General features: G+C 71.3%; 12 protein-coding genes. 6 read left to right on the forward strand and 6 right to left on the reverse strand.

The features are described from left to right. Positions 1–4: 4 nt before the first annotated feature. Positions 5–1,594 carry an NADH-quinone oxidoreductase subunit M gene (locus AMK26_RS07280; RefSeq protein WP_073754701.1) on the forward strand — a complete coding sequence of 530 codons (1,590 nt, stop codon included), beginning with the start codon at positions 5–7 and terminating at the stop codon, positions 1,592–1,594. Further along, complete coding sequence (gene nuoN, locus AMK26_RS07285; protein WP_073753352.1) at positions 1,591–3,246, forward strand: NADH-quinone oxidoreductase subunit NuoN; 1,656 nt, start codon at positions 1,591–1,593, stop codon at positions 3,244–3,246. The genes AMK26_RS07280 and nuoN overlap by 4 nt, the downstream gene beginning before the upstream one ends. A 64-nt stretch (positions 3,247–3,310) precedes the next feature. Here nuoN and AMK26_RS07290 read toward each other — a convergent pair whose 3' ends face one another. The 4 genes from AMK26_RS07290 to AMK26_RS07305 all read right to left on the reverse strand — a co-directional run bounded on the left by AMK26_RS07290 (position 3,311) and on the right by AMK26_RS07305 (position 7,889). Continuing rightward, positions 3,311–3,850, reverse strand: a complete 540-nt coding sequence (locus tag AMK26_RS07290) for a hypothetical protein (RefSeq protein WP_073754702.1) — start codon at positions 3,848–3,850, stop codon at positions 3,311–3,313. 36 nt (positions 3,851–3,886) lie between these two features. Continuing rightward, positions 3,887–4,423: a hypothetical protein gene (locus AMK26_RS07295; RefSeq protein ID WP_073753354.1), complete on the reverse strand. Its 537-nt coding sequence runs from the start codon at positions 4,421–4,423 to the stop codon at positions 3,887–3,889. A 228-nt stretch (positions 4,424–4,651) separates the two neighbouring features. Then, a complete protein-coding gene (gene fahA / locus AMK26_RS07300) occupies positions 4,652–5,887 on the reverse strand; it encodes a fumarylacetoacetase (RefSeq protein ID WP_073753356.1) in 1,236 nt (411 codons plus the stop codon). 43 nt (positions 5,888–5,930) lie between these two features. Beyond that, positions 5,931–7,889, reverse strand: coding sequence for a CocE/NonD family hydrolase (locus AMK26_RS07305; protein WP_073753358.1), 1,959 nt, complete (start codon positions 7,887–7,889; stop codon positions 5,931–5,933). A gap of 184 nt (positions 7,890–8,073) precedes the next feature. Here AMK26_RS07305 and AMK26_RS07315 point away from each other — a divergent pair, with 184 nt between their 5' ends. Then, complete coding sequence (locus AMK26_RS07315; RefSeq protein WP_073753362.1) at positions 8,074–9,087, forward strand: polyprenyl synthetase family protein; 1,014 nt, start codon at positions 8,074–8,076, stop codon at positions 9,085–9,087. Between the two features lie 188 nt (positions 9,088–9,275). Beyond that, the gene (locus tag AMK26_RS07320; RefSeq protein ID WP_073753364.1) at positions 9,276–10,406 is read left to right on the forward strand and encodes a LolA family protein; all 1,131 of its coding nucleotides are present in this window, start codon (positions 9,276–9,278) and stop codon (positions 10,404–10,406) included. Positions 10,407–10,460: 54 nt separating this feature from the next. Here the strand turns inward: AMK26_RS07320 and AMK26_RS07325 are convergent, their stop codons facing one another. Further along, positions 10,461–11,771: a M28 family metallopeptidase gene (locus AMK26_RS07325; protein WP_073753366.1), complete on the reverse strand. Its 1,311-nt coding sequence runs from the start codon at positions 11,769–11,771 to the stop codon at positions 10,461–10,463. 352 nt (positions 11,772–12,123) lie between these two features. Here AMK26_RS07325 and AMK26_RS36610 point away from each other — a divergent pair, with 352 nt between their 5' ends. Then, positions 12,124–12,309, forward strand: coding sequence for a hypothetical protein (locus AMK26_RS36610; RefSeq protein ID WP_143608476.1), 186 nt, complete (start codon positions 12,124–12,126; stop codon positions 12,307–12,309). Next, a complete protein-coding gene (locus AMK26_RS07330; protein WP_073753368.1) occupies positions 12,306–12,518 on the forward strand; it encodes a hypothetical protein in 213 nt (70 codons plus the stop codon). Before AMK26_RS36610 ends, AMK26_RS07330 begins: the two co-directional genes overlap by 4 nt. Positions 12,519–12,528: 10 nt before the next feature. On the opposite strand, the gene AMK26_RS07335 is transcribed toward AMK26_RS07330, so the two are convergent. Next, positions 12,529–12,981 (reverse strand): VOC family protein, encoded by a 453-nt coding sequence (locus tag AMK26_RS07335; protein ID WP_073753370.1) that lies wholly within the window; start codon positions 12,979–12,981, stop codon positions 12,529–12,531. Between the last annotated feature and the right edge of the window lie 21 nt (positions 12,982–13,002).

Below are 13,002 nucleotides of genomic sequence, written 5' to 3' on the forward strand. Positions count from 1 at the left end.
CACCATGTCCGATGTCGTGAACGCGGGCTTTCCCCTCCTGACCGCGACGGCCGCCGTGCCGGCCGTCGGCGCGATCCTCACCGCCGCCGTCCCGGCCGCGCGCCGCACGGCCGCCAAGTGGCTGGCGCTGCTGGTCTCGCTGGCCACGCTGGTCCTGGCCGCGCTGGTGGCCGTCCGTTTCGAGCCCGGCGGCGACCGCTACCAGCTCACCGAGTCGCACGCCTGGATCGCCGACTTCGGTGTGCGCTACGAACTGGGCGTCGACGGCATCGGGGTGGCGCTGATCGCGCTCACCGCGCTGCTGATCCCCTTCATCATCCTGGCCGGCTGGCACGACGCCGACCCCCTGGAGACCCAGTCCAAGCGGTGGCGGCCCACACAGGGCTTCTTCGCCCTGATCCTGATGGTCGAGGCGATGGTGATCCTCTCCTTCGAGGCCACCGACGTCTTCCTCTTCTACATCCTCTTCGAAGCCATGCTCATCCCGATGTACTTCCTCATCGGTGGCTTCGGGGACCGGGCCCACGCGGGCACCGACGAGAACGCGGCGGCCCAGCGGTCGTACGCCGCGGTCAAGTTCCTGCTTTACAACCTGGTCGGCGGGCTCATCATGCTGGCCGCCGTCATCGGGCTGTACGTCGTCGCCGGGAACTTCTCCCTGACGGAGATCGCCGCGGCGCGGGCGAGCGGCGAGCTGGACATGGCGACCAACACCGAGCGGCTGCTGTTCCTCGGGTTCTTCTTCGCCTTCGCGGTGAAGGCCCCGCTGTGGCCGCTGCACACCTGGCTGCCCAACGCGATGGGCGAGGCGACCGCGCCGGTGGCGGTGCTCATCACCGCGGTCGTCGACAAGGTCGGCACGTTCGCGATGCTGCGCTTCTGCCTCCAGCTCTTCCCGGAGGCGTCGAAGTGGGCCACGCCCGCGATCATCGTCCTGGCGCTGATCAGCATCGTGTACGGGGCGCTTCTGGCGGTCGGCCAGCGGGACATCAAGCGGCTGGTCGCGTACGCGTCGATCTCCCACTTCGGCTTCATCATCATGGGCATCTTCGCGATGACCAGCCAGGGCCAGTCCGGGGCCACCCTGTACATGGTCAACCACGGGATCTCGACGGCCGCGCTGATGCTGGTGGCCGGATTCCTGATCTCGCGGCGCGGGTCGCGGCTCATCGCCGACTACGGCGGCGTGCAGAAGGTGGCACCGGTGCTCGCCGGGACGTTCCTGGTGGGCGGCCTGGCCACGCTGTCGCTGCCGGGCCTGGCGCCGTTCGTGTCCGAATTCCTGGTTCTGGTCGGCACGTTCGCGCGGTACCCGGTGGCCGGGATCATCGCCACCTTCGGCATCGTGCTCGCCGCGCTCTACACGCTGGTGCTCTACCAGCGGACCATGACCGGGCCGGTGAAGGAGGAGGTGCGGGCGATGCCCGACCTCAAGGTGCGTGAACTGGCCGTGGTCGCCCCGCTGATCGCCCTGCTGCTCTTCCTGGGCGTCTACCCCAAGCCGCTGACCGAGATCGTCGACCCGGCCGTGCGGCACACCATGTCCGACGTACAGCAGAAGGACCCCCGGCCCGAGGTGGAGGCAGCCAAGTGAGTACATCCGCTGTCCACAGCCTGTGGACGACAGCGGCCGAACCGGCCGCCGTCGACAAGATCGGGGCGCCGGCCATCGAGTACGCCCAGCTGGCACCCACGCTGATCGTGGTGGGCGCCGCCGTGGTCGGCATCCTGCTGGAGGCCCTCGTCCCGCGCCGCGCCCGCTACTACGCGCAGGTCTTCCTGACCGTCGTGGCCCTCGCCGCTGCCTTCGCGGCGGTGGTCGGCCTCGCGGTCGGCGGCCATGCCACCACCAAGGCGGGCATCGCCGCGATGGGCGCCATCGCGGTCGACGGGCCCGCGCTGTTCCTGCAGGGCACCATCCTGCTGGCCTCGATCGTCGCCGTCTTCACCTTCGCCGAGCGGCGGCTCGACCCCGCCCACCACGGGCACCGGGTCGACTCGTTCGCCGCCGAAGCCGCCGCCGTACCCGGCAGCGACCACGAGAAGGCCGCCGTCAAGGCCGGTTTCACCACCACCGAGGTCTTCCCGCTGGTGCTGTTCGCCGTGGGCGGCATGCTCGTCTTCCCGGCGGCCAACGACCTGCTGACGCTCTTCATCGCGCTGGAGGTCTTCTCGCTGCCGCTGTACCTGCTGTGTGCCGTCGCCCGCCGCAAGCGGCTGATGTCGCAGGAGGCAGCGGTCAAGTACTTCCTGCTGGGCGCCTTCTCCTCGGCGTTCCTGCTGTTCGGCATCGCGCTGCTGTACGGGTACGCCGGCTCGGTGTCGTACGCGCGCATCGCCGACGTGGTCGACGGGTCGGTCACCGGAGTCACCCCGGCGCTCGCCCAGACCATGGGCAACGACGTGCTGCTGCTCATCGGCTTCGCGATGGTGCTGATGGGGCTGCTGTTCAAGGTCGGCGCGGTGCCGTTCCACATGTGGACGCCGGACGTCTACCAGGGCGCCCCGACACCGGTCACCGGCTTCATGGCGGCCGCCACGAAGGTCGCGGCGTTCGGCGCGATGCTGCGGCTGCTGTACGTGGTGCTGCCGGGGCTGCGCTGGGACTGGCGGCCCGTCATGTGGGGCGTCGCCATCGTCACCATGCTGGCCGGCGCGATCGTCGCCATCACCCAGACCGACATCAAGCGGCTGCTCGCCTACTCGTCGATCGCCCACGCCGGGTTCATCCTCGCCGGTGTCATCGCGGCGACGCCCGACGGCGTCTCGTCGGTGCTCTTCTACCTGGGCGCGTACTCGTTCGTGACGATCGGGGCGTTCGCGGTCGTCACGCTGGTGCGGGACGCGGGCGGTGAGGCGACCCACCTGTCCAAGTGGGCGGGGCTCGGGCGGCGTTCGCCGCTCGTCGCGGCCGTCTTCGCGGTGTTCCTGCTGGCCTTCGCAGGCATCCCGCTGACCTCCGGGTTCTCGGGCAAGTTCGCCGTCTTCAAGGCGGCGGCGGAGGGCGGCGCTGGGGCGCTGGTGGTGGTCGGTGTCATCTCGTCCGCCATCGCCGCGTTCTTCTACATCCGGGTCATCGTGCTGATGTTCTTCAGCGAACCGAAGCCGGAGGGGCCGACGGTCGCCGTGCCGTCGCCGCTGACGATGACGACGATCGGGGTCGGCGTCGCCGTGACCCTCATGCTGGGCGTCGCGCCGCAGTACTTCCTCGATCTCGCGGGGCAGGCGGGCGTCTTCGTCCGCTGACGGAAACCGGCGAGCGTGCGGCGGGGTGCCAGGGGGCGCCCCGCCGCACGCGTGTGTGTGCCGGCTACTCGTCCCCGGGACAGCGGACCGTCGGGTTCCAGTCCGCCATCAGGCCCTTCGGGTTCTTCTTGTGCAGCCAGACATGAAGGTCGTAGTGGTTCGGCATGCCGGGCGCATGACCCGCCATCGGCCCGTTGAGGCCGCGCCCGAACATCCTGGGGCGGTCCGGGTCCGTCGCCAGGTCCTGGTCGCGGTCGATGGTGACGTACTCCACGGCGACGAGCCGCCGCTTGCCGCCGGGCCCCGGCTCGTAGAGCAGCGCCGCGGGCCTGGCGGGATCGGTGGAGTTGATGTGGGCTTCCTTGACGTAGTGGTAGCCCATGCCGCCCTCCGACGAGTACACGCAGTCGTTCGTGCGTACGTAACCGTCCTTGATGGCGCGGGACTCGTCGCGGTACTTCTCCGTGGCCTGATAGGCCCTCGTCAGCTGGGCGTGGCGGCTCTTGGCGCCGGAGTCGGCCTGGCCGGGCGACGGGGCGGTGGCGAGCGCCATCGAGGCGAGGGACACGAGGCCGAGAGCTGTTATGAGCGGTTTGCGGTGCATGTCGTGCTCCAAGGTGGGGGGATGGGGGGTGCGGGCTCAGGCTTCGCCGGGGCAGCGGACCTTCGGGTTCCACTCCGTGAACATGCCTCTGGGGTTGTGCTTGTACAGCCAGACATGCAGGTCGTAGTGGACCGGTACGCCCGCTTCGACGCCGGGCGACGGGCCCAGGAAGGGCTGCCCGAACATGGTGGGGCGGTCGTCGTCCGTCGCGACCTTCTGGTCGCGGTCCTCGACGAAGAACTCGATGCCGGTCAGCCGCTTGCCGTTCTCGGTGTCCTCGTACATCAGCGCGGACGGCTTCGCCGGGTCGGTGGAGTTGTTACGGGCCTTGTTGACGTAGTGGTAGCCCATACCGCCCTCCGGCCGGGAGACGCAGCCGCGCATGGGCTTGTAGCCGTCGGCGACGGCACGCTCCACGGACTGGTACTTCACCGTCGCGCGGTACGCCTTCAGCAGGTCCGCCCGGACCGTGTCGTCGCGGGCGCCGGGCGCCGGGGCGGCCGGGGCGATGCCCAGGGCGAAGGAGGCGAGAGCCGTGAGGGCGAGCGCGGCTATGAGCGGGCGGGGGTGCATGCGGCTGCTCCAGGGGTGGGGGAGTACGGGTGGGCTCCCCCCGCTGCCCACTGGTCAGCTTGGGGTGGGGTGCGCCGTGGTGCACGTCCGGCGGGCCGTTCGGCTGACGCTCGCGGGGCGGCGGCGCGCGGCGTACGGCGCGCGGCCTACGCGTACGGCCTGCGGCGCGCGGCCTGCGGCGTACGGCGCCGGAACGGTTCCCCGCCCGCGCCGTACGCCGTCCGCGGGTCAGTGCGCGGGAACGATCCGGCCCGTCACCTCGCCAAGGCCCACCTTCGTGCCGTCCGGGCCCGGCGCCCAGGCCGTGAGCGTGACCTCGTCGCCGTCCTCCAGGAACGTCCGCTTGCCGTCGGGCAGTTCGAGCGGCTCCTGGCCGTTCCAGGTGAGTTCGAGCAGCGAGCCGCGCTGGTGGACCTCCGGGCCGCTGACCGTGCCGGAGCCGAAGAGGTCGCCCGTACGCAAGGAAGCGCCGTTGACCGTCATATGGGCCAGCTGCTGCGCCGCCGTCCAGTACATGGTCGAGAACGGCGGCTCGGAGACGATCTCCCCGTTGATCCGTACGGTGATACGGAGGTCGAAGCCGCCCGGCTCCTCCTCGGAGCTGTCGTCCAGGTACGGCAGGAGGGCGAAGTCGCGGTCCGGCGGCGAGACCCGGGCGGCGTCCAGGGCCTCCAGCGGCGTCACCCAGGCCGACACGGAGGTCGCGAAGGACTTGCCGAGGAACGGGCCGAGCGGGACGTACTCCCACGCCTGGATGTCGCGCGCCGACCAGTCGTTGAGGAGGGTCAGGCCGAAGACGTGGTCGGGGAAGGCGGTGAGGGGGACTCGCTCGCCGAGTGCGGAGGGGGTGCCGACCAGGAAGCCGACCTCGGCCTCGATGTCGAGCTTCACCGACGGGCCGAAGACGGGCGCCGGGTCGGCGGGGGCCTTGCGCTGGCCCGAGGGCCGCACGATGTCGGTGCCGGAGACCACGACCGTGCCGGAGCGGCCGTGGTAGCCGATCGGCAGGTGCTTCCAGTTCGGCGTGAGCGGCTCGCCGTCCGGGCGGAAGATCCGGCCGACGTTGGTGGCGTGGTGCTCGGACGCGTAGAAGTCGACGTAGTCCGCCACCTCGTACGGCAGGTGGAGGGTCACGGCGGACAGGGGGTGCAGCAGCGGCTCTATGTCCGGGCGGTGGGCCGGAACGGTCACCCAGGCGGTGAGCGCCCGGCGGACGTCGCGCCAGGCGGTGCGGCCGGCCGCGAGCAGCGGGTTCAGGCTCGGCTGTGCCAGCAGCGCCGCGTACGGGGAGCCCAGCGCGTGCGCCGCCGCCCCCGCGTCCAGGACGTGGTCGCCGACGCGGACCCCGAGCCGGCGGCGGCCGGGCTCGTCGGCGGTGCTGAAGACGCCGTACGGAAGGTTGTGCGGGCCGAAGGGGTCGCCTTCGGTCAGGTCGAGCGGGCTCTGCTCGGACTGCTCGGGCATCGGTGCTTGCCTCGCTTTCCACGTGTGTGGGGGACACGTTAGATCAGCCTGCCGTACGGGCAATGCGCTTCTCCCAGGTGCGGTGGAAGAGGACCTCGGAGCCCGCCGTGCAGATCACCTCGTCGGAGGTGAGGAAGTGGGTGGCGTCGCAGGCGATCTCGGAGCGGGTGTCGATGGTGACGTTCCAGGGCATGTCCGGGCGATGCAGGCGGATCCTCCACACCGAGCGGGTGCGGGGGGAGAGGGGGTCGCTCTCCTGGACGGTGTACGTCTCCAGGGACTCCTCGGTGAGTTCCAGGCCGTCCGGGTAGTGGCGCGTGCCGGCGGGGCGGGGGGTCGTCTCCAGGCGCCATTCGCCCTGGGCGACATCGCGGACGATCAGGCGCTCGGGGCGCCGGGTGTCGGTGTCGTCGAGGGTGGTGGGGACGGTGACGCCGAGGGGCTCGGACTGTTCGGGGTCCTCGAAGGTGACGGTGTCGGCGGTGCGGCTCCGGATGGGGAGCAGGAGCGCGCTGCCGTCGGGGTCGAGCGTGAAGCCGGCGGCGTGCGGGCGGGGCCAGATCCAGGGCCAGTACGCGGAGGAGACCGCGAGCCGGACGCGGTGGCCGGGCGGGAAGGTGTGGCCGGCGCCGTTCAGTTCGAAGACGTGCTCCTTGCCGGAGAGGGTGAGCGCGCCGCGTGTGACCAGGGTGGAGGCGCCGTCCGGGGCGACGTCGCAGAGCCGGGCGACGACCTGGCCGGCGGGCGCGTCGCTGCGCAGCGCGAGGGTGACGCGGGGGCGGCCGAGGATCTCGACGGGGGCGCCGTCCGGCGGGACGGGGAAGTCGAAGCAGGCCGAGTGGGCGTCCTCGGCGCGCTGGTCGGGCGGCAGGCCGGCGTCGTCGCCGGACGGGACCAGGCGGCCGGCGTCCAGGCCCGTGTGCTGCGGGGAGCGGACGAGGACGGGCGGGCCCTGGAGGGCGTACGTGACCGGTGTGACGTTCGGGGAGGGCCAGGTCCCGTCGCCGACCCAGCGGCCGGGCAGCTCCGGGTGGCCGGCGGCGGGCGCGTGGGACGCGCTGATCCAGGAGCGGAGGAGCGGCTCGGACATGATGCCGGTGGGCTCGCCCTTGAGGTGGTGGTCCCACCAGCGCAGCGTCTCCTGGAGGAAGCCGATCGCCGGGCCGGGCAGCCCCCGGTCCGGGTACTGGTGCGACCAGGGCCCGATGATGCCCCGGACCCGGTCGCCCGGCAGGTGCTCGACCAGCCGGAGGACGGTGTCGCGGTACGGGTCGTGCCGGCCGCCCACGGCGAGGACGGCCGCCCGGATGGCGCCGTAGTCCTCCCGGACGCCGCCCCGGCGCCAGTAGTCGTCGCGGGTCTGGTGGGCGAGCCAGGTGTGGACGAGCGGCTCCATCCCCTCCAGGCGCGTCAGCCACATGTCGCGCCAGGCGTCACCGACGTACAGAGGGTCCGGCGGGCGTGCGGCGAAGGCGAGCATGGTGGCCGCCCGGGAGTGCATACCGGTGGCGAGGACCGAGCCGCCCAGGTAGTGGGCGTCGCCGTCGTACGGGTCGTCGGTGGAGCAGACGGCGACGACCGCCTTGAGCGGCTCGGGGGCGAGGGCGGCGGTCCGGAGCGCGGTGGAGCCGTCCCGGCCGAGCCCGATCATCCCGACGCGGCCGTCGCACCACGGCCGGCCGGCGAGCCAGTCGATCACCTCGGCGCCGTCGGCGGGCTCGGCCTCCGCGTACGGGTCGCCCGGCAGCCCCTCGCTGTTGCCGTGGCCGCGCGCGTCCACCCGTACCGAGGCGTAACCGTGGCCCGCGTACCAGGGGTGGCGCTGCCAGTCGCGGGGCGCGGTCCAGTCGGTCAGCCGGTGGGGTGAGTATTCGAGGAGGGCCGGGACGGGGATGTCCGTGAGGGGGCGCCAGACGCGGGCGTAGAGCGTCGTGCCGTCCGCGAGGGGGATGCGGACGTCTTCATGGTCCGTCTCGTACGGGAAGGACGTGCGGATCTTCATGGGGACCTCGGGGCCCGTCTCGTCGCAAATGGGCAATTCGTTGCCATATAAGCTGTTCTTGAACATACCGGGGGAGGGTGGAAGGCGCCCACGGTGATCGAAAGGGGACCGGATACGCTGACTTGAGTGAATCCAGCGACACATCGACAATCCGTGTGATCGTCAGCAGACAGGAGACCCCCTCGTGACCGCAGTCGGGCCGTTCGGGCTGAGCGTGCGGGACCAGGCTCTTGAGGCCGATGTCCAGGCCGGATTGGCGGCCGTCGAGGCAGGGCTCCTCGATGCCACCAAGAGTGACGTGCCGTTCATCACGGAGGCGGCGCAGCACCTGGTACGGGCCGGTGGCAAGCGTTTCCGTCCGCTGCTGGTGATGCTGGCCGCCCAGTTCGGCGACCCCCACGCGCCCGGTGTCGTGCCCTCGGCCGTCGTCATCGAGCTGACCCACCTGGCGACGCTCTACCACGACGACGTGATGGACGAGGCCGACGTACGCCGGGGGGTGGACAGCGCCAACGCCCGCTGGGGCAACTCGGTGGCGGTCCTGACGGGTGACTTTCTCTTCGCGCGCGCCTCACACATCCTGGCGGACCTCGGCCCGGAGGCCGTCCGCATCCAGGCGGAGGCCTTCGAACGCCTGGTCACGGGGCAGATCCTGGAGACGGCCGGCCCGCGCGACGGGCGCGACCCGGTCGAGCACTACCTGGACGTCATCGCCGGCAAGACCGGCTCGCTGATCGCCGTCTCGGGGCGCTTCGGCGCGATGATGTCGGGCGCCGACGAGCGGACCGTGGACATCCTCACGCAGTACGGCGAGCGGCTCGGCGTCGCCTTCCAGCTCGCCGACGACGTCCTGGACATCGCCTCGGACTCCCACGAGTCGGGCAAGACCCCGGGCACCGACCTGCGGGAGGGCATCCCCACGCTGCCGGTGCTGCACCTGCGCGCGCGGGCGGCCTCGGGCGGTGCGGCGGCGGAGGACCTGGCGCTGGTCGAGCTGCTGGACAGCGACCTGACGGACGACGTGCGGCACGCGGACGCGCTGCGGCGGCTGCGTGTCCACCCGGCGCTGGAGCAGGCGCGGCGGGACACCGTGCGGTACGCCGAGGAGGCGCGGGCGACGCTGGCACCGCTGCCGGACTGCTATGCGAAGGCCGCGCTGGAGGAGCTGTGCGACCTGGTGGTGCACCGCGCGGGCTAGGCGTCCCGGGGTGGGCGTCCCGGGGCGTCCCGGGGTAAGGGTGCCGTGGTAGGGGTGTCGGGGGTCGTGTCATCCCGTAGCAGTAGGGAAGTTGAGCCCGCGGGCTGACGCCCCGGGGGGTGCCGCCTTGGTCAGATGGATGCCGGACGTTGAGGCAGACGGCTCGCTGACCACGGAGGTAGGCACACATGGCACCGAACGACAGCGCCGGGCGCCGGAGGACGGCACGGTACGCGGTCCCGGTCGCGGTGGCGGGGGTGGCGGCGGCGACGATCGGGCTCGTCCCGGCGCTCGCGGCATCCGGGGACCCCGAACTGCCGGAGATCACGGCACAGCAACTGGTGGAGAAGATCGCCGCGTCGGACGTACAGCACCTGTCCGGCACGGTGAAGGTGACGACCGACCTCGGCCTCCCGCCCCTGGCGGGGCTGGGCGGCGCGGAAGGCGCCGAGGCCGGCAAGCTGATGGAGCTGGCGTCCGGCACGCACACCCTCCGGGTGGCGGCCGACGGCCCCGACAAGCAGCGGCTGACCCTCGTGGACGACGCCTCCGCCGAGTACAGCCTGATACGCGACGGGAACGACGTTTGGGCGTACGACGGCGCGTCGAAGGAGGCGGTCCACTCCACCGAGGGCGGCGCGGGCAGCGGGACCGCCCCGGAGCGCGAGCTTCCGGCCACGCCGAAGGATCTGGCGGAGCAGGCGCTGAAGGCCGTCGACGACACGACGTCGGTGACGGTCGACGGTACGGCGCGGATCGCCGGGCGCGACGCGTACCAGCTGGTGATCAAGCCCAAGCAGAGCGGCTCGACGATCGGGTCGATCAAGGTCGCGGTGGACGCGGACAACGGCGTACCGCTGAAGTTCACGCTCACGCCGAGCGGGGGCGGCAAGGCGGCGATCGACGCCGGGTTCACGAAGGTGGACTTCGCCAAGCCGGCCGCGTCGACGTTCGACTTCGCGCCGCCGAAGGGCGTCAAGGTGACGGAGGAGCCGGCGGATGCTCCTGAGCACGGTGGTTCGGCCGCCCCGGAAGACCTCCAGGGCTTTGAGGGCCTGAACGTCATCGGCGAGGGCTGGACGTCGGTCGCCCAGCTCACCGGTCCGGCCGGCGGCGTACCGTCCGACCTCCCGTCCGACGCCCCGCCGGAGGCGCAGCAGTTCCTGGACGCCCTCGGCGACAAGGTGACCGGGAAGTTCGGCTCCGGCACCGTCTTCGAGACCCGCCTGGTCAACGCCCTGCTGACCGACGACGGCAAGGTCTACGTGGGCGCGGTGACCCCCGAGACCCTGGTCGACGCGGCCAACGGCAAGAAGTAGCGGCGCCCCGGTGCCCCTCCCGGAAAGGTCTCCGGGAGGGGCACCCTCATGTGCTCAGAACGTGAGGCGGAAGGCGTTGATGTAGCCCGTGTCCTGGGCCGCCACGTCCTGGACGCGCAGCTTCCACGCGCCGTTCGCCGCCTCGCCCGACGCGTCCACCGTGTAGGTCGTCCGGACGTTGTCGGCCGAGTCGTTGCCGCTGGAGTTCTTGAGCCGGTACGCCGTGCCGTCGGGCGCGAGCAGGTCCACGACCAGGTCGCCGCGCCAGGTGTGGACGATGTCGACGCCCGCCTTCAGCGTGGCCGGGGCGTTGCCGGTACGGCCGGAGACGGTGACGGTCGACGTCACGGCGGCGCCGTTGTCGGGGATGGGGACGTCGGCGGTGTTCTCGTACGTGTCGCCCGTCGGCGGCTCCGTCGTACCGGCGGACAGCGCCCAGACGGCGTGCGCGACCGCGTCGCTGTTCCGGTCGAGCGCGGTGTCGTTGATGTTGGACGTGGTGTCGCACGAGGAGTGGTAGCAGCGGTCGAAGGCCTGGCCGGCCGTACCGCCCCACTTCTGCGCCTGCGCGCTGGTCTTCGTACGGCTCGCGCCGGTGAACAGGCCGCCGACCGGGATGCCGGCGTTCTTGAACGAGGCGTGGTCGGAGCGGCCGTCGCCCTCGGTCTCGATCTCGGTCGGGACGCCGAGGCCGGCGAAGTAGTCCTTGAAGGTCTTCTCGATGGCCGGGTCGTCGTCGTAGACGAAGTAGCCGGGGTTCGGCGAGCCGATCATGTCGAAGTTGAGGTAACCCTTGACCTTGGAACGCTCGGTCGCCGGCAGGTTGTTGACGTAGTACTTGGAGCCGACCAGACCGAGCTCCTCGGCGCCCCACCACGCGAAGCGGAGGTGCTTGGCGGGCTTGAGCTGGGCGCGGGAGACGGCGAGCGCGGTCTCCAGGACGGCGGCGGAGCCGGAGCCGTTGTCGTTGATGCCGGCGCCGGAGGAGACCGAGTCGAGGTGCGCGCCGGCCATGAGGACCTGGTTGGTGTCGCCGCCGGGCCAGTCGGCGATCAGGTTGTAGCCGGTGCTGCCGTTGTACGTGAACTGCTGGACGGTGGTGGTGAATCCGGCCGCGTCCAGCTTGGCCTTCACGTAGTCGACCGACGCCTTGTAGCCGGCGCGGCCGTGGGCGCGGTTGCCGCCGTTGGCGCCGGCTATGGACTGGAGCTGGGTGAGGTGCGCCTTGACGTTGGCGACGGGTATGTCGGGGGCGGCGGTGGGTGCTGCGGTGGGCGCCGCGGTGGCGGCTGGGGCGGCGGTCGCGAGGAGGGCGGCGAGGGTGAGAGCCGCGGAGGCTGCGGCGGTGCGTCTGGAGAGGTTCATGTGGGGGCTCCGGGGATTCCGTACGGGGATGGGACGGAACGTGCGAGACGCCCCGGGCCGTTGTCGGCGCGGGGCGTTGGAGCTACTGGTGCGATGCGCGTGCTGCATGTTCAGCGAGAGCCTGACTCACCGTCAAGAGATGAATCCGGTCACGACCGTTCGGATATCGGAGCGTTCTGCGTGTGAAGTGGTCGCGAAATGAACATGGCGAAACGATCCTCCCGAAATCAACGTCGCGGAATCAACGTCGCGGAACGAACGTCGCGGAATGAACGTCGCGGAATGAGCACCGCCACGCGGCCGTTCGGCCACGGCCGTTCCCGCCGGGCCCGGTGGCGGGCATGCTGCCCGTATGCGGCAGCACGTGCACGGCCCCGAGGAAATGCCCGGCGTCTGGGAGCGCTTCGAGGAGTGGGGCACCGTCGACGTGCTGGTGGCGATGCTCGTGCTGCTCGCCGTCCTGGCCGTCGTCGTCTTCCTCGGCTCGCGCCGGCCGCGACGGCCCCGCAGAGGGCCGGGCGATGGTGAGCGGCCGTGAACCTCGACCCGTTTCTCATGCTCGACGGGCTGCTGGTGTACTTCGCGCACATCGCGGTGAACTTCGCCTTCGTGATGCTGTGCCTGTGCGCGGTGGTGATCTGCGCCCTCACGTACTGGACGCGGCAGGTCCGGCCGACGCACCCCGACGACGAGGGCGAGGACGTCGGCCTGAGCGGGTTCCGCTGGGACGAGGACGACGAGCCGTAGGGCTACACGTCTACTGCACGCAGAACTCGTTGCCCTCCGGGTCCGCCATGAGCGTCCATTCACCACCCGGTTCCTTGACCTGGCGCAGCACCGTCGCGCCCAGTGCCTCCAGCCGTGCCACCTCCGCCGCCCGCCGGCCGGGCCCGGCGTGCAGGTCGAGGTGGAGGCGGTTCTTCACGGTCTTCGGCTCCGGTACGCGCTGGAAGAGCAGCCGCCTGCCGAGCCCGGTGCCGGTCTCCTCGTCGTACGGGTCGTCCGGATGCCGGACGGCGATCAGATCCCGGAACGCGCGCCGGCCGTGCACGTCGACGGTCATCGCGTCCGTCACGTACCCGAGTGCCATCAGCCGGTCGATGTGGGCGCTGTTGTCCTCGACCACGTAACCCAGGGCATCGGCCCAGAAGTCGGCTTGGGGGTGCGGGTCGGCCGCGTCGATCACGAGCTTCCAGTGGAGCGGTGTCATGTAACCCCTTATATTGGTTAC

Origin of the sequence: Streptomyces sp. CB03234, from assembly GCF_001905885.1 — a bacterium.
In the GTDB taxonomy this organism is placed as follows: domain Bacteria; phylum Actinomycetota; class Actinomycetes; order Streptomycetales; family Streptomycetaceae; genus Streptomyces.

Coding starts and splice junctions, on each gene's coding strand:
- AMK26_RS07280 (WP_073754701.1), top strand. CDS start 5: ATGTCCGATGTCGTGAACGCGGGCTTTCCCCTCCTGACCGCGACGGCC.
- AMK26_RS07290 (WP_073754702.1), bottom strand. CDS start 3,850: ATGCACCGCAAACCGCTCATAACAGCTCTCGGCCTCGTGTCCCTCGCC.
- AMK26_RS07295 (WP_073753354.1), bottom strand. CDS start 4,423: ATGCACCCCCGCCCGCTCATAGCCGCGCTCGCCCTCACGGCTCTCGCC.
- fahA (WP_073753356.1), bottom strand. CDS start 5,887: ATGCCCGAGCAGTCCGAGCAGAGCCCGCTCGACCTGACCGAAGGCGAC.
- AMK26_RS07305 (WP_073753358.1), bottom strand. CDS start 7,889: ATGAAGATCCGCACGTCCTTCCCGTACGAGACGGACCATGAAGACGTC.
- AMK26_RS07320 (WP_073753364.1), top strand. CDS start 9,276: ATGGCACCGAACGACAGCGCCGGGCGCCGGAGGACGGCACGGTACGCG.
- AMK26_RS07325 (WP_073753366.1), bottom strand. CDS start 11,771: ATGAACCTCTCCAGACGCACCGCCGCAGCCTCCGCGGCTCTCACCCTC.
- AMK26_RS36610 (WP_143608476.1), top strand. CDS start 12,124: ATGCGGCAGCACGTGCACGGCCCCGAGGAAATGCCCGGCGTCTGGGAG.
- AMK26_RS07335 (WP_073753370.1), bottom strand. CDS start 12,981: ATGACACCGCTCCACTGGAAGCTCGTGATCGACGCGGCCGACCCGCAC.